Origin of the sequence: Bradyrhizobium glycinis, from assembly GCF_016031655.1 — a bacterium.
GTDB classification, from domain to species: Bacteria; Pseudomonadota; Alphaproteobacteria; order Rhizobiales; family Xanthobacteraceae; genus Bradyrhizobium; species Bradyrhizobium glycinis.
This window is the reverse complement of sequence record NZ_JACCHQ010000002.1, coordinates 316,533-338,874: the sequence shown is the minus strand read 5'-3', so window position 1 is coordinate 338,874 and position 22,342 is coordinate 316,533. Positions and strand designations below refer to the sequence as shown.

The window sequence follows — 22,342 nt, the reverse complement described above, 5'->3', positions numbered from 1 at the left end:
CGTACGATAAGGTGTATACAATGAGCCAGGCCTTCAGACTGAAACAGGCGATCGAAGACGCTGTGATTGCTGGGGAATTTCAGCCCGGCGACCGCTTGGACGAAGCCTCGCTGGCGGAGCGATTCGGGGTATCGCGGACGCCCATCCGGGAGGCGCTGCTGCAGCTCGGGGCCGAAGGCTTCATCGATGTCCGCCCGCGCCGCGGCGCCATCGTCAGCGTCCCGTCACCGACCCGGCTGTTCGAGATGTTCGAGACCATGGCGGAGATCGAAAGCGCCTGCGGACGGCTGGCCGCGCGGCGGCTGACGCCGGACAATGATGCGGCGATGGAAGCTGCGCACCGGGCCTGCGAGACGGCCGCGCGAAACGGCGACAGCGAGCAGTACTACGCCGACAACCGCAACTTTCACGAAGCGATCTACCGCGCCAGCCGCAACAGCTTCCTGGCCGACCAGGCCTTCGCCCTGCACAAGCGCTTGAGCGCCTATCGCCGCATCCAGCTGCGGGCCCGCAACCGGCTGCTGCAGTCGCTGCAGGAGCATGCCGGCATCCTGGAAGCGATCCGCGCCGGCGACGAGCAATTGGCCGCAACGCGCCTGCACGACCACGTTCTGGTGCAGGGCGAACGATTCTCGGACATGGTCCTCGGCCTTTCACCTGCCGGCCAGTCTCCTGCCGAAGGCAGGAGGGAGACAGCGAAATAGAGCTGGCCGCTCGGATCTGCTCTCCGAGCGAAGCGGACATGCTCCAGACAGGCTCTTGAAACGCGAAGCCTTCACTCCAATCTGGTCCACGCAGGCGCCGATGAGGCTGCACGCATGTTTGGTTCGTGGGATGGATGATTATCGTGATCTCGTGAGCGCGGCTCTTGCGCTGTTTTGCGCCGGCTTGATGTTGGTGGCTGGCCATCTCCTGATCGAATGGCACGCCAGAAGTACCGATCCCGGCATGAAGATCGAGGCGCCGAAGGGCGAAGGCGCGCCCGCGCCGCTCATCTCGAACGGTTCGCCACCGGACAGGAGGATGATCGAACTTCCCGCCGAGATCAGGCGCAAGCGCGCTGCGTGAGGGCCCGGACCGAGTCCAAGCGCGCGACGAAATGAGGCTCGATCGCCGCAAAGAGGGAGGTGCGCTCCCGCTTGCGGGAGAGGGTTGGGGAGAGGGTGTCTCCGCAATGGGACAATCCCCAAGCGGAGAAAGCCCTCACCCGGCCCTTCGAGCCGACCTCCGCTGCAGGCGCGGGGCAATCGCATATGGACATCACTGTGATTGTCCGCAGGTTTGCTCGGCCTCTCCCGCTTGCGGGAGAGGCCGACGCGCTCGCAGAGCGCGGCGGGTGAGGGCTCTCGCCGCGCAGGGAAATCTTCCGCAATCCCGAGCAATCCCGACGCGAAAACACCCTCTCCCCAACCCTCCCCCGCAAGCGGGCCCCGCAGGCAGGAGGGTAAACAAGCCGCGGCAATCGATTCGACTTAAAGCCCTTCCGCCCTAGATGGCCCGCAGTCCTTCCTTGGGCATCTCCCGGATCAGCGCATCGATGTCGCTCTGCTCCAGCGTCTCCTTCTCGAGCAGCTTCTTTGCGGCGCGGTCCAGGATCGGCCGCCGGGTGGTCAGGATGCCCTGGGTGCGCTGGAAGACCTGGTCGACGATGGTTTTCACCTCGTGGTCGACCGCGGCGGCGGTCTCTTCGGCATAATCGCGCTCGCGCGTCGGATAGGGACGGTCAGGACCGGCCAGGAAGTTGCCGGGATCGCGCTCATAGGCGACGCTGCCCAGACGCTCAGACATGCCGTAACGCGTCACCATACTGCGGGCGATGTCGGTCACGCGGCGCAGGTCGTCCGCCGCACCGGTCGACAAGTGCCCGAACACGATCAGCTCCGCGGCGCGGCCGCCGAGCAGCACCGCCATCTTGTTCTCCAGCTCCTCCTTGGTCATCAGGAAGCGGTCTTCGATCGGCCGCTGAATGGTGTAGCCGAGCGCGCCGACGCCGCGCGGGATGATCGAGACCTTGTGCACGGGATCGGTCCCCGGCAATGAGAGCGCGAGGAGGGCGTGCCCCATCTCGTGATAGGCGACGATCTCGCGTTCCTTGGCGTTGAGCAGGCGGTTGCGCTTTTCCAGCCCTGCGACCATGCGCTCCACCGCATTGGTGAAATCGCTCATGGTCACCGCCTCGGCGGCGCGGCGCGTCGCCAGCAGCGCGGCTTCGTTGACGAGGTTGGCGAGATCCGCGCCGGTGAAACCAGGGGTGAGCGCGGCGACGGCGTCTGCGTCGACATTCTCGGCGAGGCGCACCTTCTTCATGTGCACCTTGAGGATCTCGATGCGGCCCTTCTTGTCGGGCCGGTCGACCAGCACCTGCCGGTCGAAGCGGCCGGCCCGGAGCAGGGCGGGATCGAGGATTTCGGGCCGGTTGGTGGCGGCGAGGATGACGAGCCCGGAGCGCGAATCGAAGCCGTCGAGCTCGACGAGCAGCTGGTTGAGCGTCTGCTCCTTCTCGTCATGGCCGCCGGCGAAGGGGCCGATGCCGCGGGCGCGGCCCAGCGCATCGAGCTCGTCGATGAAGATGATGGCCGGCGCCTTTTCGTGCGCCTGCTGGAACAGGTCCCGCACCCGTGCCGCACCGACGCCGACGAACATCTCGACGAATTCCGAGCCGGAGATCGAGAAGAACGGCACTCTGGCCTCGCCGGCCACGGCCTTGGCGAGCAAGGTCTTGCCCGTGCCCGGCGGCCCCACCAGCAGCACGCCTTTCGGCATGCGGCCGCCGAGGCGACCATAGTCGGTCGGATTCTTCAGGAAATCGACGACCTCGCGGAGCTCGTCCTTGGCCTCGTCCACGCCTGCGACGTCGGCAAAGGTGACGCCGGTGTCGGATTCGACGTAGACCTTGGCCTTGCTCTTGCCGATCGCCATCAGCCCGCCGCCGATGCCGCCGCCTTCGGCCATGCGGCGGCCGATGTACCACCAGATGCCGAAGAACAGCAGCACCGGCATGACCCACGACAACAGGTCGCGCAGAAACGTGCTCTCGATCTGCCCGGTGAAGCGGACGTTGTACTTCTCGAGTTCCTGGGCGACGTCCTGGTCGACGCGCGTGGTCACGAATTGCTTCTGGCCGCCGGGCAGCGCTTCCTTCAATGTGCCCTGCAAGGTGCGGTCGGAGATGCCGACCGTCTCGACTTTCCCCTGACGCAGCAATTGCTGATATTCGCTGTAGGGGATCACGGCGATCTGGTGCGCCGCCGAGATCAGATACTGAATCAGGAAGACCGCGAAGATCGCGGCGATGGCATATCCGAGATTGAAACGGGCGTTCTTGTTCATGCGAAGACCAGATCCGATCGCGTCAGGCGGGCCGGGCTAACATCGTGGCGCATCTTGGCGCGCGCTCGGGCCCGGTGCGCGTCCGGACCTGCATCTTACGGGCAAAACGTCTCCCGCTGCCCTCGGTTCCCGATCCGCTTCCGGTGAGAGGCGCCTCGCATGCGATGCGCCGTGCTTAGGCGATCGAGATGCCGGGCAGCGATAAGGCCCGGTTGCAGGCCGGGCCTTTGCATCAGCTCACCATGGATACCAGTAAGGGTATGCCGCGGGATAATACCGGACGGTCCGATAATATCGGGGTCCGTAATAATATCCCGGCGGACCATAGACCGGCGCATAATAGACCGGAGGTGCGGCCGCTGCGGCCAGCGCTCCGGTGAACAGTCCGAGCGCGAGGGCCGGACCGATGCCCGGACCTCCCCAGTGATGATGATGGCCCCGCCAATGGGCCGAAGCCGGCGCAACCGTTCCGATGAGGAGCGTTGCTGCCGCGGCGATTGCAAGAGCAAGCTTTCTCATGTGACTTCCCTCAGGTACGCGCCCGCGAAACGCACGGGCTTCTCGATCCTCTGCATGAGTTTGGTTTCGCCGGGCGCGGCGCCCGGCAGTGCTTGAACTTAGGATTGGCGATGACGACTTCAAGTCTCGGGCAAGCCTTCACGGATCCGACCTTTGGTCGCAGTGCGCTGCCATCATTGCCGCCTCACTGTTGGGCGGCGCTTTCGCTGCCGGGGCCGCTGAGCCACAGGGGGCCTGTACTCATCGATCGGCTGGCCGACGCGACGTCCGTCTGACCGCCGGCGGCGGCCTTCTCCCTCTCGCGGCGCGCCCTCTACAGGGTGATCGGAAAGCACACTGGAGAGGCCGCCCTGGAGCGGCCTCTTCTTTCGCAGAGACCGTTATTGGCCCCGCAGCTTTTCCCCCGTCTTGTCGCCGTGATCGGTGGAGCGTTTGACTTTGCTGCTGGACGTGGTGCCAGCGCCAGTCGTCATCTTCGGGGAACCCTTGCCAGCGTCATTCGACATGCTGTTATTGGTCCGATCAACGCCCGGGCTTCCGGCCCCGCCGCCGCCTTGGGCCAAAGCAATCGTGGAAGTCATAGCCAACGCAGCAGCAGTCGCAATCGTCGGTAGTTTTCTCATCGCGCTCTCCTTTTCATGGAAGAGAAACAAACGTCCGATGCTGGATTTGTTCCTACCGATTTAGGGCTGGCCGCGATCAATCGAAGCCGTCTTCAGGTTCTGTGATTGCACTCCTCCAAAAGCGCTGGGGAGCGATGATTTGCAATGGGGCAAACTGCGAAGAACTCAGGTCGGGCAAATCAGGCTCGCTGAAGGGCGATGACCGAACTTCAGTTCGCCAATGCTCAAGAAGTGTCACAAGCAGACATCCGATGTGACTCTACAAGGATCTGCGGAAATTTCGCGGCGTCGTGCCGACAATTCTGCGGAAGGTCTGTGCGAAAGCCGACGGCGTCGAATATCCGACTGCAAGCGCAACTTCACTGATCGAGAGATTTGGATCATTCAGAAGCCGTTGTGCAAGCAACATGCGTTGCCGAGTTAGCCAGACATGCGGCGTCAATCCGGTCGAGAGACGGAACGCCGTGCAGAAATGATAGCGGCTGCGGCCGACCAGCGACGCCAGTTCGTCGAGGCCGATCGGCTTGTCGAGATGAGCCAGCATGTAATCGGTCACACGCTTGAGCTGCCAGCGCGCGAGCCCGCCGCGAGCATAGGCGAGGCTTTGCGGCATCTGTACTACGCTGTGCAAACGCAATAACTGGATGCAGAGGAGGTCGACCGCGCGATCGACCAGCAACTTTGCCGAAGGATCGACAATGACGTCGGGATTGCTGAGGATCGCGAGAATCTGCGAGGTCACAGCGTCTTCGCTGCCGACGCGTGGCATCAGCTCTACATTGCCTCGTCCACCGATGAGTGTTCGGCAATGCTCTAGTCGTTCGTTGGTGAGATAGACATGGGAGACGTGTAGCGGTCCTTCAACTTCCCAATCTCCATCATGCCGATCGGGAATCACAGTGATGGAATTCGGCCGCAGCGGGGCAGAGAGCCGCCGTCGCTCAACCGTCCATGCACTGTGCTGAGGCTCACCATAATAGGTGCCGACAAGGTGTCCGGGCATGCCTGGGGCATAGCCGTAACGCGTGCCGCGAACAAAACGATGAGTGAGTTGAGTGCCGCACTTTAGCTGGATGGGTGCCAAAGGCGGGGGTGCCTCCGATAGCAGCCGGATCATCGACTGGAAAGGATTTCGTTCTCGTGTGTGTACCGGATCAGGCATCGCTTTGGTTACGCAATATTTGACCGCACCCGTGACCGGCGCCTTATCGATACCAATATTTCACGACATTGCGGGGAATGGAAGCTGGTGGTCCCGAAATGTCGCAATGTCTGGCCGATTGCACAAATAGTGATCATGATTGACATCGCGGTTATCGAGGCAACTCCGATGGCAACATTGCGCGAGGGGCGGGCTTGATTCATTGCGCCCAGTCTACCCCTCACAGCTGGGGCGGCCGCGAGAGGCGAGAGGCACTTCGTCGCAAGATTGCGATGGTCGCCGCAATATCGGAACGGTGCGTCCGCCGGGATCATGGCCTACTGGGCCGGATCATCCGAGGGGATTCCGACCACCATGACAAACCAAGAGCCGTTCGCCGCCGGCTGTGCTGAGACCGAAAGCACGCAGGGAGGAGTATCGCGTCGTTCGGTTCTGCTGACCGTCGGGGGAGCGGCGTCCATGGCGGTCGTGCCCCAAGTTGCCGCGCAATCGACATCCGAAGGTAGTCCATCCGCGCCAACGGCACGGGTTCGTCTGGCAGTGAACGGGGTGCGGCACGAGCTCGACCTGGATACGCGGCAATCCCTGCTCGACGTCCTGCGCGAAGATCTTGGTCTCACCGGCACGAAGAAGGGCTGCAATCAGGGCGCCTGCGGCGCTTGCACTATCCTCCTCAACGGCAGGCGCGTCGTGTCGTGTCTGACGCTGGCTGCGATGCATGACGGGGCCACAGTCGAGACGATTGAGGGTCTGGAGAAGAATGGCGAGCTTCATCCGCTCCAGAGCGCGTTCGTCGAGCACGACGGCTTGCAATGCGGCTTCTGTACCCCGGGGCAGATCATGTCGGCCGTCGGCTGCATCGCCGAAGGACATGCCGGCTCGCCGGACGACATTCGGTTCTGGATGAGCGGCAACATCTGTCGCTGCGGGGCGTATCCCGGGATCGTCGCCGCCGTTGCCGACGCTGCCAAGAGGGTTTGACCATGCTCCCGTTCACGATCGAGAAGGTGAGGTCCGTCGAAGCCGCCATCGCCGCCGCGTCCTCCGGACGCCGACTCATCGCAGGCGGGACGACGTTGATTGATCTCATGCGCGACGAGGTGGAGCAGCCGCAGCAGCTCGTCGACATCAACGCGCTTCCGCTTTCCGAGATCCGCGTCGACCGATCCGATCTCGTCATCGGCGCGCTCGCGCGGATGGCCGACGTGGCCGCCCATCCCGACGTCCAGCGCCTCCACCCGATGGTCGCCGAGAGCCTGATCGAAGGAGCCTCGCCGCAACTGCGCAACATGGCCTCCATCGGTGGCAACCTGCTCCAGCGCGTGCGATGCCCCTATTTCCGGATGCTGGACGCAGCCTGCAACAAGCGCAGCCCTCTCTCCGGTTGCGCCGCGCTCGGCGGCCTCAATGCCGGCCACGCCATTCTCGGCACCAGCGATCACTGCGTGGCAACGCACCCCTCGGACGTCGCGGTCACGCTGGTCGCACTCGACGCCACGATGAGGGTCGTGGGTCCGAAGGGCGAGCGCACTTTCCTGGTCGAGGAGCTGTTTCGCTTGCCCGGCGATACTCCCCATCTTGAGCACACGCTTCTGCCGGGCGAGCTCATCGTCGAGGTGCGGGTACCCGGAGGACCGGTTGGCCGCCGGGGGCGCTATCTCAAGGTGCGTGACCGCGCGTCATATGAATTTGCGCTGGTCTCCGCGGCAGCGGCCCTCGACGTTGCGGACGGTGTGATCCGCGGCGCGCGGCTCGCGGTTGGCGGGGTCGGCACCCGACCGTGGCGAATGCGCGCCGTGGAATCGGCGCTGATCGGCAAGGTGCCGGATCGGAAGGTGTTCGAGGCGGCCGCCAGATTGGCCTTGGAAGGAGCGCTTCCGCTTTCCGGCAATCGCTACAAGCTCGAACTCCTGCCGCGGACGATCGTCCGCGCCTTCGAGATGACGGGAGGAATCGCATGACGATGGCCATCATCGGACGGCCGCTGGCTCGCGTGGATGGCCGCGCCAAGGTCACGGGCGCCGCCCGGTATGCAGCCGATTTCAATCAGCCGGGCCAGGCCTATGCGGTCATCGTCAGCGCGACCGTGGGACTCGGCCGCGTGACCGGCATGGACAGCGCTGCAATCGAGAAGATGCCGGGCATTCTCGCCGTTCTCTCGCACCTCAACGCGCCGCGCCTGGCGTACGGGCAGCACAAGAGCTACATTGATCCGGCGACAGGCGAGCGGCTGCACGTGCTGCAGGACGAGCGCATACGCTTCCACGGCCAGCCGGTGGCGGTCGTCGTTGCCACGACCATCGCGCAGGCGGAGCGCGCCGCCGCGGCGCTGCGCGTCTCCTACAATGCCGAGCGGCCGGTCGTCGATTCCGCCGGTCCCGAAGCCCGTCCCATCGTGCCGGAGGCGGGCAGGCAGCCGGATGCCCGGCTTCCGGCCGACAAAGCGCGCGGCGACGCCGACCGCGCGCTCGCCGAATCGCCGGTGAAGGTCGACGAGACGTACGACATCGCGCGCGAGAACCATAATCCGATGGAGCCGCATGCGACGATTGCCAGCTGGAACGGCGACCGCCTGACCCTTTGGAGCAAGAGTCAGTTCGTCGTCAACGAGCAGGCCGAGATCGCGGCCATCTTCGGTCTGCCGCTTGAGAACGTCACGGTGATTTGCCCGTTCATCGGCGGCGCTTTCGGCACCTCGCTCAGGACCTGGCCGCATGTGACGCTCGCGGCCATGGCTGCCCAGCACGTTCGGCGCCCCGTCAAGCTCGTGCTGACACGCAAGCAGATGTTCTTCACGACCGGACACCGGCCGCGCACGGTGCAAAGAATCGCTCTCGGCGCCACCGCAGACGGCAAGCTGACCAGCGTCGTTCACGAAGGCACGGGCGAGACGAGCCGCTACGAGGAGTTCATGGAGGCCCTGACCTCGGTCACGACCTTCCTCTACTCCTGTCCGAACGTGCGGACGCGCTACCGCCTGGTGCCGGTCGATACCGGCACGCCAAACCACATGCGTGGTCCCGGCGAGGCGAGCGGTGTGTTTGCTCTCGAATGCGCCATGGATGAGTTGGCCTACAAGCTCCGCCTTGATCCGATCGATCTGCGGCGCCGCAACGAGCCGGCAATCGACGAGGGAGAAAACAAGCCCTTCTCGAGTCGGTCGCTGATGAGGTGCTACGACCTTGGGGCCGAACATTTCGGCTGGGCGCGGCGTACGCCCGAACCGCGCTCGATGCGTGACGGCCGGCTGCTGGTCGGGATGGGCGTTGCTTCCGCAAGCTATCCCGCCTTTCACGCGCCGGCCACCGCGCGTGCGCGACTGCTGCCGGACGGCACCGCCGAGGTCGAGATCGCGGCCAGCGACATGGGCCCGGGCACCTATACGTCCATGACGCAGGTCGCGGCCGAGACCCTCGGTCTTCCCGTCGAGCGGGTGCGCTTCAGCCTCGGTCGCTCGGACTATCCGCCCGCACCGTCTCATGGCGGCTCGTGGACCATGGCCTCGGTCGGCTCCGCGATCCGCGCCGCCTGCATTGCTGTGCGCGAAGAGGCCGCGAAGGGTCGGACCGATCGACCGATCGAAGCCACGGCCTCATCCCAGCGGGATCCCCAGGCCGCCGAAAGATTCTCGATGCACTCCTTCGGCGCGGTCTTCGTCGAGATCGCCGTGGATCCCGACGTCGGCACGATCCGCGTCCGTCGCGCGGTGGGCGCCTATGGCATCGGCCGCGTCGTCAATCCGCGCCTCGCCCGCAGCCAGTGCACCGGCGGCATGGTCGGCGGCATCGGCATGGCGCTCATGGAGCGCACCGTCCTCGATGCTCGCGACGGCCGCCCGGTCAACGCTCACATGGCGGACTACCTGATGCCGGTCAACCTGGACATTCTGCAGCTCGAGGCGCACTTCGTCGAGGAGGCGGATCCGCACGTCAATCAACTCGGGGTCAAGGGTTTGGGCGAAATCGCCCTGGTGGGTATCGCCCCCGCGATCGCCAACGCCGTGTTTCATGCGACCGGCAAGCGCGTTCGCGCCCTCCCGATCCGGATCGAAGACGTGCTGACCGCTTAGTGCTGGGCTCAGACTCGGCGATCTGCCTCCGCATGACGGCTTCTACGCCGAGCTGATCAACGGCCAGCGCGATCTCGACGAGGAGCAGGCATTGCGCATGAACGCGCGGCTGATCCTCATTCTCGCCAATCACATCGGCGACCGCAAGGTGCTCACCGAGGCGATCGGCTGCGCCCCCGCAGGCGGCGGCTGAGTCATGGAATTTCGCCTCGCGAGAGACGGCGACGCCGGCTGTGCCGGCTGCCTAGGCCCATGCCTGCCGCGATCTTGCCGCGGCAGCTAGTCCCTGTAATCTGCAGGAAACAACAGGGAAGGGTGCGATGGGAGGAGTCTTGGAGGGCGTGCGCGTGCTCGATTTCGGGCGCTATATCGCAGGGCCCTATTGTGCGACCTTGCTGGCCGAGTTCGGGGCCGAGGTCATCCGCGTCGAGAAGCGCGACGGCAGCGAGGATCGGTTCGTCGCGCCGGTGGGTGAAGGCGGCGAGGGCGCGCTGTTCCTCCAGATCAATCGCAACAAGAAGGGCATCACGCTCGATCCGATGAAGGCGGAAGGCCAGGAGGTGATGCGCCGCCTGATCGCGACCGCGGACGTCGTGGTCGCCAACCTGCCGCCGCAGACGCTGCGCGCGATGAAGCTCGATTACGACTCGCTGAAGGCAATCAAGCCGGACATCATCCTGACCACGGCGACCGCGTTCGGCGGGCCGGGCCCGTGGTCCGACCGCGTCGGCTTCGATGGCGTCGGCCAGGTGATGTCGGGCTCGGTGTACATGACGGGCACCGGCGATCCGCCGTACCGGGCCGCGGTGAACTGGGTCGATTTCGGCACCGCGCTGCACTGCGCCTTCGGCACGCTCGCCGCGCTGATCGAGCGCGGCAAATCCGGGCGCGGGCAGATCGTCGAGGGCGCGCTGCTCGCAACCGCTTTGTCCTTCACCAATGCCACGCTGATCGAGCAAGCCGTCATCGACGTCAACCGCGTGCCGACGGGCAATCTCGGCCAGACCGCTGCGCCCGCCGACATCTACCGCACCAGGGACGGCTGGGTGCTGTGCCAGGTCACCGGTCATCCGCTGTTCAAGCGCTGGGCGCGGCTGATGGGCGAGGAGGAGCTGTGGCTGAACGATCCGCGCTTTGCCGATGACATCAGTCGCGGCAACAACGGTCGCATCATCAGCGAGCGGATGGCGCGCTGGTGCGCCGAGCGCACCACGCAGGAGGCCGTCGACACGCTGGGCCAGGCGATGATCCCGACCGGCCCCGTGCTCTCGCCGCAGCAGGCGCTGGATCATCCGCACATTCGCGCCGCCGGCTTCATGCAGGACGTCGGCTATCCGGGCCTGCCGAAGCAGGCACCGGTTGCCCGCGCCGCGGTGCGGCTGTCGGAAACGCCCGGCGAGATAGCAAGCCGCCCTCCGACGCTCGGCGAGCACACCGATCGCGTCCTCGCCGACCTCGGCTATGGTGCGGACGAGATCGCGGCGCTTCGGCAAGGCGGCATCATCTAGATCACAGCAGCTGCTTCAGCGCCTTGGCATCGGCGGGTGCCGCGCTCTTCTGGTCGTTGTCGAAATAGACGTAGACGTCACAGCCCTGCCGCTTCCACGACTTGATGCGCTTGGCCCATTGCGCCAGAGTAGCCTTCGTATAATGCCCGTGATAGCGCCCGCCCGGCCCGTGTCCGCGCACATAGACGAAATCCGCGGTGCGTTTCCACGGCGCCGGCGCATCGTGATGGTCGGACAGGCACAGCGAGATGTTCTCCTCCGCCAGCATCCGCAGGATGCGCGGCTGATACCAGCTCGGATGTCGGAATTCGAAGCTGTAGCGCCGCTTTCGTGACAGCAGCTTGAAGAACGACGCGAGCCGGTCCGCGTTCGCCTCGAATTGCGGCGGCAGCTGGAACAGGATCGGGCCGGCCTTGCCGCCGAGCCTGGATATGCGGTCCTCGAGCAGCTCGAGGCTGTTGACGGAGCGGTCCGACAGGCGCTTCCAGTGCGTGATGAATTTGGAGGCCTTCCAGGCGAACACGAAATCGCGCCCGGTCTGCTCCCGCCAACCCGTCACCGCCTCCGGCGTCGGCGTGCGGTAGAACACCCCGTTCAGCTCCGTGGTGTCGAACTGCCCGGCATAGTAGCTGAGCTGCTGCTTCAGCGTCACGCCCTCGGGAAAGAACGGGCCGCGCCAGGAGGCGTAGTGCCAGCCCGATGTTCCGATCAGAACGCGCGCCATGTCTCACGTGCCATCGTTGCCATGTGCCGGGGGGAACGTCCGTGCGGCCGATACGTTTCTCGTCAGCATCAACGAGGACCGGAACCGATGTACGCGCTGTTCGAAGGCAACAAGCAGATCGGCAATCCCTTTCCGACCGAGAAGGAGGTGTGGGAAGCCGCCTTGATCGAGGGCCTCGTGACCGACGTGCCCGTTGCGGACGAGGAGGGCGGCCACATTCTGCCTGCCGGATATCACGTCGAGCGCGTGGAGGAGACATTCGCGCCGCGGCCGGACTGGAAGCTGCCGCGGGAAATCTCCTGAGCTAATTCGTCGCCAGCGCCGCCTTGGCCACTTCGGCCATCCAGTGCGAGGCGACGGGCAGGATCGCGTCGTTGAAATCGTAGCGCGGACCGTGCAGCTCGGCGCCATCGCGCAACTCGCCATTGCCGATCCAGACGAAGGCGCCCGGCCGCTGCTGCAGGTAATGGGCAAAATCCTCGCCGGCCATGCTGGGCGCGAGATCGCGCCGCACCGGCGCCTGCACCTTCTCCGCGGCCATGCGGGCGAGGTCGGCCTCATCGGGCGTGTTGATCACGACGCCGACACCCCAGACGATCTCGGGCGTGACCTTGACGCCGAAGCTGGTCGCGATTCCGGCGCAGGTGCGCTCGATGCCGTCGAGGATGATGTCCTTGACCGCCTCGCGATGGTAGCGCAGCGTGCCGCGGATGGTGACGCGTCCGGCGATCTGGTTCGGCGCGGTGCCGCCTTCGATCGTGCACAGCGACAGCACGGCGGTGTCGAGCGGATCGACGCTGCGCGAGGTAACCGACTGCAGCGCAACGATGAGGTGCCCGGCCGCCACCACCGGATCGCGCGTCAGATGCGGCATGCCGGCGTGCCCGGCGTGGCCCTCGATCGTGATGGTGATGCGCCCGCCGGAGGCCATGACGACGCCGTCGTGCACGGCGATGGTGCCGGCGGCAAGGCCTGGCCAGTTGTGGAAGCCGAAGATCCGCTCCATCGGAAAACGGTCGAACAGCCCGGCCGCGACCATCGCCCGCGAGCCGCCAAAGCCTTCCTCGGCCGGCTGGAAGATGAAATCGACCGTGCCGCTCCAATTGGCATCAGTGGCGAGCAGCACTGCTGCGCCCAGCAGCGAGGCGGTATGGCCGTCATGGCCGCACGCATGCATCACGCCCGATGTCTTCGAAGCGTAGGGCAGGCCGGTGTCCTCGGTGATCGGCAGTGCATCCATGTCGGCGCGCAGGCCGACCCGCCTTTGCGCATGGCCGCGCGTCAGGGTCGCGACGATTCCGTGCCCGCCGATATTGGCCTCGAAGGGAATGCCGAGCTCGGTGAGCTTGTCCTGCACGAAGGCGGCGGTGGCTTTTTCCTGGAGCGACAGTTCGGGATGCGCATGCAGGTGCCGGCGCCACGCGGTCAGTTTCTGGTGCAGTTCGGGGGACAAGGCGGGGGATCTTTCGCAAGGTGTCGGTTGCCGTCACCATAAAGGATTATCACCGTCGTGCACCCCGCGCCTTGGAATGCCTCGCGTGCAGCCACATCGTCATGGCCGGGCTTGACCCGGCCATCCACGTCTTGCTTCGCAGCTGAAAAGAACGTGGATGCAAGGGACAAGCCCGGGCATGACGGGTGCCCTACCCCGCCAGCTTCGCCAGCCCCTTCCAATCGAACCCGATCCCATGCCCGGGCCTGTCGGGCGCCAGCGCCAGCCCGTCCTTCAGCACCAGCGGATGCTCGATGTATTTGTCGAGCCCGAATCCGTGCGCCTCCAGATAGGAGCGGTTCGGGCAGGCCGCGAGCAGGTGCACGGTGACGTCGTGCGCGCCATGGCTGGTGACCGGCAGGTTGAACGCTTCCGCCAGCCGCGCGATCTTCATGAACGCACTGACGCCGCCGCAATTGGTGACGTCGGGCTCGGGATAGGACACCGCGCCACCAGCGATGTAGTTCTTGAATTCCCACAGCGAGCGCAGATTCTCGCCCGCCGCGATCGGCACGCCGCCGGCCTGCATGATGCGCACATGGCCGGCGACGTCGTCGGGAATGATCGGCTCCTCCAGCCAGGTGAGGTCGTATGGAACGAAAGCACGCGCGGCGCGGATCGCCTCCTCGACCGTCCATTTCATGTTGGCATCCGCCATCAGCGGAAAGCCGTCGCCGAGATGCTGCCGCATCGCGGAGATGCGCGCGACATCCGACTTGAGATCGGGCCGGCCCACCTTCATCTTGATGGCGCGAAATCCCTTGGCGAGGTTGCCGTCGGTCTGCTTGAGCAGCGCATCGACCGAGAGATCGAGGTCGATGCCGCCGGCATAGCACGGCACGTGCGCGTCGAAGCCGCCGAGCAGGCGGTACAGCGGCAGCTTGGCGCGCCGCGCCTTCAAGTCCCACAGCGCGATGTCGAGTGCCGAGAGCGCCAGCACCGCCGGCCCGCCGCGGCCGCCATAATGCAGCCCCCACCAGACATGATGCCAGATCGCCTCGGTGTCGTCGGCCTCGCGCCCCTCGACCAGCGGCGGGATCTCGCGCTTGAGAATGTCGGCCACAGCCCCGCCGTTGCGCCCGACCGTATAGGTGTAGCCGACGCCCTCGGCGCCATCGGCATCACGGATGCGGCAGGTGATCAGCTCGAACGCCGTCATGTCGCCATGCGTGGAGTCCGACAGCGTGATGGGGAGGGGGATCCGGTAGAGCCCGGTCTCGATGTTCGCGATGCGCGGCATGTGGCCTCCCTGTTTTTATCTTCGTAGGGTGGGTTAGCTAGCGATTGCGCGAAGCGCAAACGCTGGCGTAACCCACCTCTTCTGTTGCCGTGGATGGATATGGTGGTGGGTTACGCTGGCGCTAACCCACCCTACAACCCAACTCACCGCATCGTCGCCAGCTGCACCGCCAGCGCGCAGGCGCGGTCGTATTCGTCGAGATTGATCCATTCGTCCACCGTGTGCGCCTCGTTCTGGCCGGCACCGAAGGTCACGGTCGGAACGCCGTGGCGGACCATCCAGTTGGCGTCTAAGCCGCCATTGGCGGCGCGCACGTTCGGGGTTCCGCCCACCGCAGACACCGCCTCGATCGCGCGTTTGACCACAGGCAGAGTCTCCTTCATGCGGAACGGATAATAGTCGGTCTCGGCCTTGAACTTGACCTTGCCGGACTTGCCTTGCGCGTTGGTGACCTTCTTGGCCGCCTTCTCGAACGCGGCCTTGTAGGCCTTGGTGATCTCCTTGAAGAACTTTCCGTCGTGGCTGCGGCTCTCGCCGCGCACATGGACGTAGTCGGTGACGACGTTGGTGGCATCGCCCGCGGGGCGGCCTTCGCCGCCGGTGACGGGGCCGACATTGCTGGTGCCTTGCTTCTTGCCCTTCACCACCTTGCCGAACCAGCCGCCGGCCCTCACGTCGGCAAGCGCCAGCGCCATGATCATGGTCGAGGAGATGCCGCGCTCGGGTGCGACGCCGGCATGCGAGGCGCGGCCGAAGATCTCGACGGTCCAGCGATCGGCGCCGACGGCCCCGATCACGACATTGGAGGCCGAGCCCCCATCATAGTTGAACGCCATCACCGGCTTGCCGAGCTCGTCGAGCTTGACGTGGCGCGCACCGTAGAGACCGCTCTCCTCGCGGACGCAGAACAACAGCGTGATCGGCGGATGATCGAGCTTCTGCTTTTCGAGCTCGGCCGCCAGCGTCACCAGCACGCCGCAGCCGCAGCGATTGTCGCCGCCGAGCGCAGTCCTGGCCTCGTTGACGATCTTGCGGCCCGACAGCTTTGGCTTCGCACCGGCGCAGAGAGGCACCGTGTCCATGTGGGTCATGAACATGATCCGCGGCTGGTTGTGCAACGCGCCGCGGCCGGGCAGGTCGACGATGAGGTTGCCGGTCTCGGTCGGCACCGGAATGCGCGTGTTGGCGTCGTCGAGCCGGATCGCGTTGGCTGGCACGCCGCTCTCCTTCAGCGCGGCCGTGAGCTCCCGCCCGATCGCCGCCTCCTGTCCGGTGACGCCCTCCACAGCGAGGAAGCGCATGAGACGATCGGTGGCGGCTTTGGTGTCGACAGGCATGGACTCGAATTCCCCTGATGCGGATGGCGGCGCAGCATCTCCTGCGCTTCCGCATTTCGCAAGGGGCTCAGACGCGCTGCGTGTAGATCAAGAAAATCAGCACGCCGAGCGCCAGCGCCGCCGCCATGAACAGCAGCACCGCCGGCAGCCCCGCGAGCGCCGCCACCGCGCCAGTGACGGACTGCATCAGCGCGGTGCCGAGAAAGAAGGCGAGATTGACGGCGGCAAGCGCCTTGCCGGCGACCTGCGCATCGACGAGTTGCCTGGACATGCCGAACAGCAGCGGCTGCGCGGAGGTGAAAAGCCCGATGAGCACGAACAATGCCAGATCGTAGGACGGCGGCATGACGGTCACGCCGAACAGCCATGCAACCGCAAAGTGCGGCGCTCCCAGCGCCATCAGCGCGAGCAGCAGCGCTGCGACCGAGTGCGTGCCGGCGACCAGTTCGCGGCGGCGGCCGAGCCTGCGGTCGATCATGCCGACCAGCAGCGGGCCTGCGATCATTGCCAGCGTGAAGGCGCCGAGCTGGTTGCCGGCCTCGACCCGCGTCAGGCCCTTGATCTCCATCAGCCAGGGTCCGCCCCAAAGGCCGCGCAGCACCAGCGTGCTCGCCAGCGACACCATCGCCAGCGCGATCACGCCGCGCAGCGGCCGCGACAGGCCGAGCCTGACCACATCGATCATCTGCGACAGCGGCGAGGACGAGTCCTTGTGCTCGGCCGGCTGGTGCGGCACCAGCACGAACACCGCGAGCGCGACGAGGATGCCGCCGATCGCGGAGATCCAGAAGCCGGCGCGCCAGCCGTACGTGTCGATCACGAAAGCGAGCGGGCTCGCCGACAGCAGCATGCCGACATTGCCGATCGAGAGAATGGCGCCCGACCACAATCCGAATCGCGCCGCCGACAATTGCTTGGCTGCGAGCGTCATCGGGCACATCAGCATGCCCGATGTGGCGACGCCGAGCAGCAGCTGCCCGACGGCGAAGCTCTCAGGTCCCGTCGCAAACCCCGAGGCCACCGCGCCGAACACGGTTCCCGCCAGCAAGCCGAGCGACACCGGCCGCACGCCGAAGCGATCCATCGCCGCGCCGACCGGGATTTGCGAGGCCGCAAAGGCGAAGTGATAGACCGACGTGAGGCTCGCCAGCGCCTGCGGCTCGATGTGGAAATCCGCCGCCATCAGGTCGAGGCTCACCGCCGGAATGGTGCGCAGCAAGGTCGACAGCATGTGGCCGCAGGCGAGCGCGACCAGCGCGAAGATCAGCGCGCGGGTGGCAGTGCCCGCGTTGTCGGCGGTCGTGGTCATGGGGGTCCCGTCCCGAGGAGGTTTTTTGCTGGGATACATGATCGCGGGTGCGGGTGCCAATGGCGGCAGCGCGACCTCCTCATGCCGGAATGTGGCTTCTCCGGATCACGGCACCGGCATGCCCGGCTGGCAGCCGATCAGGCCGCGAATGGGTATGAACCAGGCCAGCCGCCACGACGTTATGGCCGGGAAAACGTGGTATCCTGCAGGAAGCGTTTGATCTGTGGTAGCAGCGGCAATGTCTTCGTCCGAGAGTCCAAGTCAGACGACCAGTGACGCGGCCCGCCGAGAGCGGAGAAGGAGCAATTCCCTCCTGCTCGCCCTCGCCGTTGGATTTCTCATCTTTGGCGCCGCTGCGGGTGCACTCTACTATGCGTTACGGCCGGACGTTTTGCGGGTCGCGGTTGGGCCGGCCGGCAGCGACGATGCCAAAGTCATTGAGGCAATGGCCGATGCGTTCGCCAGCGAAAGCCGAACGACGAGGCTCACTCTGATCAAGACTGCCGGGGCGGTGGAGGCTCTCGCCCAGCTTGGTGCTGGCAAGGCCGACCTCGCCGTCGGCCGCGGTGATCTGGAAATGCCCGCCGAGGCGCAGACCGTCGCCGTCGTGCGCAAGAACTTCGTCGTGCTCTGGGCGCCCTCCGGGCTTGCGGGCAAGGGCTCGAAACGAAAGCCATCGCCGAAGATCAAGGAGGTCGCCGATCTCGCCGGGCGCCGCGTCGGCGTGATCGGGCGGACGCCGGTGAATCCCGCGTTGCTGCGCGTCATCCTGAGCGCCTCCGGAGTCCAGCCCGACAAGGTCGCCGTGGCGCAGTTCGGCACCGACCAGATCGAGGAGCTCGCGCGCGATCTCACCCTCGATGCCTTCATGGCGGTCGGGCCGCTCGACAGCAAGATCACATCCGATGCCGTCGCCGCAACGGCGCGGGTGCGCGGCGAGCCGAAGTTTCTCGCCATCGAGGCATCGGAAGCGATCGCGATCAAGCATCCCCGGTATGAATCGGAGGAGATTCCGCCCAGCGTCTTCAATGCCGATCCGGCTTGGCCAGGTGACAAGGTTGAGACTGTCAGCGTCAGCCATCTGATCGTGGCGAGAAAGAGCTTGCCGGAAGCGACGGTTGCCGCGTTTTTCCGCCAGCTCTTTGCCGTTCGACAGGCGGTCGCGAGGCAGGTCTCAGGCGCGGCACACATCACCAAGCCCGACCTCGAAAAGGACGGCGAGCTGCAGGTCCACCGGGGCGCGGCAGCCGTCATCGACGGCAACGAACGCACGTTTCTCGACCGGTATGGCGACTATTTCTGGTTCGGGCTCCTGCTTCTCTCCGGGATCGGCTCCGCCGCCGCTTGGTTGCGCCGCTATCTGAACCGCGACGAGAGGGACGACAACACCAGCCATCGCAACAGAATCATGGCCATGGTTTCCAGCGCAAGGATCGCGGAATCCAATCAGGAGCTCGTAGCATTGCAGCGCGAGGCCGATACCATCATCGCCGAGACGCTCGAATGCTATGATGACGGCGCGATCGAGCAAGAGGAGCTCGCTGCCTTCGGACTGGTGCTCGACCTCTTGAGCAATGCCATCGCCGAGAGGCGAGCCGCATTGCAACGGACCACGCTCGAAACGGTCCGCGGCGCGGTCGCGAGCCATGGCGCTACGCCGCGGGGACAAGTGTCTTAGATGCCTCCGCGGTGCGCGCGACGGTTGCAACAGCCGCCTCGGCATACCCGCCTTCGCTGTCGAGGGCTTCCGCCGGTGGACGTAGGAACAAAACAGACATCGTCTCTCTTACCTCGCTAAGGAGACGTGATCATGCTGTCCTCGAGACCACCACGGCCCATTCGCACAACGCTCGATCTTGCGAGCGCCGAGCAGGTCAAGTCCGTACGCAGGCGGCTTCGCATCTCCAATGCCGATCTGGTCAGGATCGTCGACAAGATCGGCAACTCTCTGGCGGCCATCGAGAAGGAAGTGGAGCTCGAAAGACTGGCCGCCCAGCAGTGTCGTGCCCAGGACGGGCAGACTTCTCTCGAATGAATCAAAGCCGTTAAATCAAGGAGAATTGCGATGAACGGTCTGATCTACCTCATAGGGCTCATCGTCGTGATCGCCGCCATTCTTTCGTTCTTCGGCTTGCGATGACCGCCACGGTCCTGCAGGCTGACGCACCGCCCACCCGATGAAGTCGTTTGCAGCTTGGCGTGCACCAAATGGTTGATCCGCACCAGGTCAATATCATCATAGCGACGACGGTTTGCGCGTTCTTCAAGGACGCTCCCGACGCTCAAATCGGAACTGAAGAAGCCAAGCTGCTGGCCAAGCAGATCACTGAAGCGCTGAACGCAGCTGGGCTGCAGGTTGTCCCTGTGGATTTGGAGATCAAGGGCTCCCGCTAGCCGCACCCGCTGGGGGAGAGGTGAATCCGACCGCCGACCGAGCTCAATTTCGTCGCGCCTCAGCTCCGCTCGAACGTGTCGACATTCGTCGTCACGGCGCGCCACCAGTTCACCGGTTTCGGCTGCGCAGGTTCGCCCTCCCTGGACGCACTCAGCGCCTGGTCTGCGATCACGAACCAGGCGGTCTCCATCTTGCCGTGACGCAGCAGTCCGGTATAGGAGACGGCCCGGTCCCCCGTCGCCGACGAGCCCACCGCGACGAAGGCGATGCAATTGCCGCTGTGAAGCCCGGTGATCGGCATCGCTTGTCCGTAGAAGCCGCTGTCTTCGAGCGCGGTCTCGAAGCTGCCCTCGATGCGGCCGTTCGCATCGTCAGTGATGCGCAACACAGAACCGAATTGATTTCGCCAATTGCCTATCCAGACCACATCGGTTCCCATGTTGGTTCTCCTAGGCGCGTCCATTTGGCTCGGCGCGCAGCCGGCGCAATCGATGCAGCTCCTTTGCTGCGTCCTTCATCAGCCCGTCCGCGGCCTTGCGTTCCGCACCGACGATGATGCCCGCTGCGAAAGCCTGGGCGCGGCGGTGCGCAGGTGGCGCCGTCAGTGCAGCCTCCGCTGCCAGCTCGCGGTGCGCCATGAAGTCGTTCAGCGATCCCAGCGCGGATTGAATCCGCTTCAGCCGATCGGACAGGGCTGCGAGCTCCTTCCGGTCGCCATCGCTGTAGAGGCTCTCGAAAAAATCCACGGCGTAGCGAATCTTCTTGATCCTGATCCGAAGCTTGTGGCGCTGCATCGGATCGAGCTCGTTGAGGCGCTTGCCCTGCTTGCGGGCCTTCCTGATGCGCCGATCGAGCATCTCCGCGGCGTACGCGGCGATCGTGCCGTCATCATCGGTGTGAGGCCGTCCGCCCTCGATCCACTCGATCACGTCGATCAGCAGGCGGCGGTAACGCGCCGACGTGACCGCTTCGCGTGCGCGCTCGAATGCCGCCTGCCGTTGCGCGGCGAATCTCGTGCGGATCGCGCGGGCGCCGCGTCGGGGCACGTCCTGATCGGTGATCGGCTGGATGCTCTCGTTCAGGAACACGTCGATTTCACGCGCCGGCGCCAGTTCGCCCGTGAGCCATTTCAGCTCGGTCTTGATCCGCGCGGTGCTCGCACGCGGCAGAATGTCGGCGAACAGCGAGATGGCCGCACGCAGCCGCCGCAGGCCGACACGCATCTGATGGACGCCTTCGGCGTCCATGTCACGTACGGGATCCGCATTCGCTGTGACGTGGCGCAGCGTCGAATGTGCGACGACGCGGAACGCCTCGCGCGGCGAGAGTTCGCCCTTCAGTGCGATCGGCTCGGCGTGCTGCGCGCCGTCGCCGTCTCCCGCGACGAGCTGGTAGCCTCGTTCGGCCTTCGAGCGCAGATCGAGCTCGGCGCCCGTGCTGCGTTCGAGCTTGCGCGCCAGCCGGAACAGGTCCGCGATCCGTCCCGACTTCAGTTCCAGCTCCAGCTCGGCGACCGGGCGTGACCGGCGCCCGGCGCTGATCCGGCCTCGGTCGACCGCGAGTTCGATCTCGCTGTTCCGGACCCGTTGCGCCCGCGTCGTGCGATGAATATCGGTCTGGAAAACCGGCTTCAGCTTGCGGGGAAGCTTTGCGGTCGCGAGCTGCCGAAGCGGCGTATTCGCGGTCATCCCGAGGTCGGGCTTTGCATCGGAAACCTCGTGCTCCCATTCGCCGCGCGTCACGCCGCCCGTGCCGTCTGCCTTTACGGTTTGCACGTAGCGGCCCTCGATCTTGCGGACGCGCAACGTCATGCCGTGGCGCATCAGCTTGTGCCTGTTGGTATCGAAGTAGGTCGACACGAGCGATCGCTCGGACTGGTCGGAGCGCCGCCCGCTCAAACTGCCGTTCCGCAATACCGACGCCGATTTGCGCGGCGCAAGGCGGAATTTCAGTTCCGTTTCTGCGGTCATGAGAGGTCTTCCACACTTTCCGAACTCAAAGTGCGCCGGCGCGGGAAGTTCCGGCGCCGCGCGCATTCCAACCCGGACGACTGGTCATGGAAACTTCACGGAACACGGCGTGCGCACGCTTGATTGAGATGCAGCGTCCCACGAAGCGAAGGAGGACTCCATTGAGCCGCATGAATGCAATCGCGATCCTCGTCATCGCGCTCGTTCTCGCCGTCGGGTCCGCCGCGCTCTATCGTCTGGATACCGGCGACGGCGGCCGCACCAGTCGGGTCGATTCGGCGAGGACCGCCTCGGATTGAGCGCAGGCCTGTCGTGGCTTTTCCCTGCGGTTATCGTTCGAGACGCCCGCTTTTCTGGCGCGTTCGCACTCTCACGCGTTCGGTTCGTGCCTCCGAGGCGAGTTCCGCCAACGTGCACCAAATGGTTGATCCGCACCAGGTTAATACCATCGTCGCGACGACGGTTTGCGCGTTCTTCAAGGGCCTTTCCATCGCTCAAATCGGAACTGAAGAAGCCAAGCCTCTGGCCAAGCAAATCACTGAAGCGCTGAACGCAGTGGGCTGCAGATTGTGTCCGGCGAATACACCGCCCTAGCTCTATGGCTGCGGCACGTCTGGTTTAGGGCGTGTACTCATAAATCCGCGCGATGTCCGCTTATTCCCCG

At 65.2% G+C, this 22,342-nt stretch carries 24 protein-coding genes; 13 read left to right on the top strand and 11 right to left on the bottom strand.

Going from position 1 to position 22,342, the window contains the following annotated elements; all coding sequences use genetic code 11:
- Positions 1–20 precede the first annotated feature (20 nt).
- A complete protein-coding gene (locus tag HZZ16_RS05865; RefSeq protein WP_197947562.1) occupies positions 21–704 on the top strand; it encodes a GntR family transcriptional regulator in 684 nt (227 codons plus the stop codon).
- Between the two features lie 55 nt (positions 705–759).
- Positions 760–1,068 carry a hypothetical protein gene (locus HZZ16_RS05860; protein ID WP_197947561.1) on the top strand — a complete coding sequence of 103 codons (309 nt, stop codon included), beginning with the start codon at positions 760–762 and terminating at the stop codon, positions 1,066–1,068.
- A 420-nt stretch (positions 1,069–1,488) separates the two neighbouring features.
- Here HZZ16_RS05860 and ftsH read toward each other — a convergent pair whose 3' ends face one another.
- From ftsH to HZZ16_RS05840, 4 genes are all read right to left on the bottom strand, one after another.
- The gene (gene ftsH / locus HZZ16_RS05855; RefSeq protein WP_197947560.1) at positions 1,489–3,330 is read right to left on the bottom strand and encodes an ATP-dependent zinc metalloprotease FtsH; all 1,842 of its coding nucleotides are present in this window, start codon (positions 3,328–3,330) and stop codon (positions 1,489–1,491) included.
- 237 nt (positions 3,331–3,567) lie between these two features.
- A complete protein-coding gene (locus HZZ16_RS05850; protein ID WP_197947559.1) occupies positions 3,568–3,849 on the bottom strand; it encodes a hypothetical protein in 282 nt (93 codons plus the stop codon).
- A gap of 380 nt (positions 3,850–4,229) precedes the next feature.
- A complete protein-coding gene (locus HZZ16_RS05845) occupies positions 4,230–4,472 on the bottom strand; it encodes a hypothetical protein (protein WP_197947558.1) in 243 nt (80 codons plus the stop codon).
- A gap of 259 nt (positions 4,473–4,731) precedes the next feature.
- A complete protein-coding gene (locus HZZ16_RS05840) occupies positions 4,732–5,556 on the bottom strand; it encodes an AraC family transcriptional regulator (protein WP_197947557.1) in 825 nt (274 codons plus the stop codon).
- A 432-nt stretch (positions 5,557–5,988) separates the two neighbouring features.
- On the opposite strand from HZZ16_RS05840, the gene HZZ16_RS05835 reads away from it, so the two are divergent.
- The 5 genes from HZZ16_RS05835 to HZZ16_RS05815 all read left to right on the top strand — a co-directional run bounded on the left by HZZ16_RS05835 (position 5,989) and on the right by HZZ16_RS05815 (position 11,211).
- Positions 5,989–6,615 carry a (2Fe-2S)-binding protein gene (locus tag HZZ16_RS05835; RefSeq protein ID WP_376707550.1) on the top strand — a complete coding sequence of 209 codons (627 nt, stop codon included), beginning with the start codon at positions 5,989–5,991 and terminating at the stop codon, positions 6,613–6,615.
- A gap of 2 nt (positions 6,616–6,617) precedes the next feature.
- Complete coding sequence (locus tag HZZ16_RS05830) at positions 6,618–7,595, top strand: FAD binding domain-containing protein (RefSeq protein ID WP_197947555.1); 978 nt, start codon at positions 6,618–6,620, stop codon at positions 7,593–7,595.
- Positions 7,592–9,703, top strand: coding sequence for a xanthine dehydrogenase family protein molybdopterin-binding subunit (locus tag HZZ16_RS05825; protein ID WP_197947554.1), 2,112 nt, complete (start codon positions 7,592–7,594; stop codon positions 9,701–9,703). The genes HZZ16_RS05830 and HZZ16_RS05825 overlap by 4 nt, the downstream gene beginning before the upstream one ends.
- A 22-nt stretch (positions 9,704–9,725) precedes the next feature.
- Positions 9,726–9,896 carry a DUF2783 domain-containing protein gene (locus HZZ16_RS05820; RefSeq protein WP_197947730.1) on the top strand — a complete coding sequence of 57 codons (171 nt, stop codon included), beginning with the start codon at positions 9,726–9,728 and terminating at the stop codon, positions 9,894–9,896.
- Between the two features lie 127 nt (positions 9,897–10,023).
- On the top strand, positions 10,024–11,211 hold the full coding sequence (locus tag HZZ16_RS05815) for a CaiB/BaiF CoA transferase family protein (protein ID WP_197947553.1): 1,188 nt from the start codon (positions 10,024–10,026) through the stop codon (positions 11,209–11,211).
- Position 11,212: 1 nt separating this feature from the next.
- On the opposite strand, the gene HZZ16_RS05810 is transcribed toward HZZ16_RS05815, so the two are convergent.
- A complete protein-coding gene (locus tag HZZ16_RS05810) occupies positions 11,213–11,935 on the bottom strand; it encodes a DUF72 domain-containing protein (protein ID WP_197947552.1) in 723 nt (240 codons plus the stop codon).
- An 87-nt stretch (positions 11,936–12,022) separates the two neighbouring features.
- Between HZZ16_RS05810 and HZZ16_RS05805 the strand changes: the two genes are divergently transcribed.
- Positions 12,023–12,238, top strand: a complete 216-nt coding sequence (locus HZZ16_RS05805; protein WP_197947551.1) for a hypothetical protein — start codon at positions 12,023–12,025, stop codon at positions 12,236–12,238.
- Position 12,239: 1 nt separating this feature from the next.
- Here the strand turns inward: HZZ16_RS05805 and HZZ16_RS05800 are convergent, their stop codons facing one another.
- The 4 genes from HZZ16_RS05800 to HZZ16_RS05785 all read right to left on the bottom strand — a co-directional run bounded on the left by HZZ16_RS05800 (position 12,240) and on the right by HZZ16_RS05785 (position 17,313).
- Complete coding sequence (locus tag HZZ16_RS05800) at positions 12,240–13,388, bottom strand: amidohydrolase (RefSeq protein WP_197947550.1); 1,149 nt, start codon at positions 13,386–13,388, stop codon at positions 12,240–12,242.
- A 190-nt stretch (positions 13,389–13,578) separates the two neighbouring features.
- Positions 13,579–14,667, bottom strand: a complete 1,089-nt coding sequence (locus HZZ16_RS05795) for a mandelate racemase/muconate lactonizing enzyme family protein (protein ID WP_197947549.1) — start codon at positions 14,665–14,667, stop codon at positions 13,579–13,581.
- Between the two features lie 143 nt (positions 14,668–14,810).
- Entirely contained in the window at positions 14,811–16,004 is a 1,194-nt protein-coding gene (locus HZZ16_RS05790; RefSeq protein ID WP_197947548.1) for a M20/M25/M40 family metallo-hydrolase, read from the bottom strand.
- Positions 16,005–16,071: 67 nt separating this feature from the next.
- Positions 16,072–17,313, bottom strand: a complete 1,242-nt coding sequence (locus tag HZZ16_RS05785; RefSeq protein WP_197947547.1) for an MFS transporter — start codon at positions 17,311–17,313, stop codon at positions 16,072–16,074.
- Between the two features lie 238 nt (positions 17,314–17,551).
- Here HZZ16_RS05785 and HZZ16_RS05780 point away from each other — a divergent pair, with 238 nt between their 5' ends.
- From HZZ16_RS05780 to HZZ16_RS05770, 3 genes are all read left to right on the top strand, one after another.
- On the top strand, positions 17,552–18,991 hold the full coding sequence (locus HZZ16_RS05780) for a TAXI family TRAP transporter solute-binding subunit (protein ID WP_197947546.1): 1,440 nt from the start codon (positions 17,552–17,554) through the stop codon (positions 18,989–18,991).
- Positions 18,992–19,117: 126 nt separating this feature from the next.
- On the top strand, positions 19,118–19,348 hold the full coding sequence (locus HZZ16_RS05775) for a hypothetical protein (protein ID WP_197947545.1): 231 nt from the start codon (positions 19,118–19,120) through the stop codon (positions 19,346–19,348).
- 173 nt (positions 19,349–19,521) lie between these two features.
- Entirely contained in the window at positions 19,522–19,707 is a 186-nt protein-coding gene (locus HZZ16_RS05770) for a hypothetical protein (RefSeq protein ID WP_197947544.1), read from the top strand.
- A gap of 59 nt (positions 19,708–19,766) precedes the next feature.
- Here the strand turns inward: HZZ16_RS05770 and HZZ16_RS05765 are convergent, their stop codons facing one another.
- Complete coding sequence (locus HZZ16_RS05765; RefSeq protein WP_210342359.1) at positions 19,767–20,147, bottom strand: avidin/streptavidin family protein; 381 nt, start codon at positions 20,145–20,147, stop codon at positions 19,767–19,769.
- A 10-nt stretch (positions 20,148–20,157) separates the two neighbouring features.
- The gene (locus HZZ16_RS05760) at positions 20,158–21,678 is read right to left on the bottom strand and encodes a CYTH and CHAD domain-containing protein (RefSeq protein ID WP_197947543.1); all 1,521 of its coding nucleotides are present in this window, start codon (positions 21,676–21,678) and stop codon (positions 20,158–20,160) included.
- A 161-nt stretch (positions 21,679–21,839) separates the two neighbouring features.
- Between HZZ16_RS05760 and HZZ16_RS05755 the strand changes: the two genes are divergently transcribed.
- Both HZZ16_RS05755 and HZZ16_RS05750 read left to right on the top strand, forming a co-directional pair.
- Positions 21,840–21,977, top strand: a complete 138-nt coding sequence (locus HZZ16_RS05755; RefSeq protein WP_197947542.1) for a hypothetical protein — start codon at positions 21,840–21,842, stop codon at positions 21,975–21,977.
- Between the two features lie 121 nt (positions 21,978–22,098).
- A complete protein-coding gene (locus HZZ16_RS05750; protein ID WP_197947541.1) occupies positions 22,099–22,272 on the top strand; it encodes a hypothetical protein in 174 nt (57 codons plus the stop codon).
- Positions 22,273–22,342: the final 70 nt, after the last annotated feature.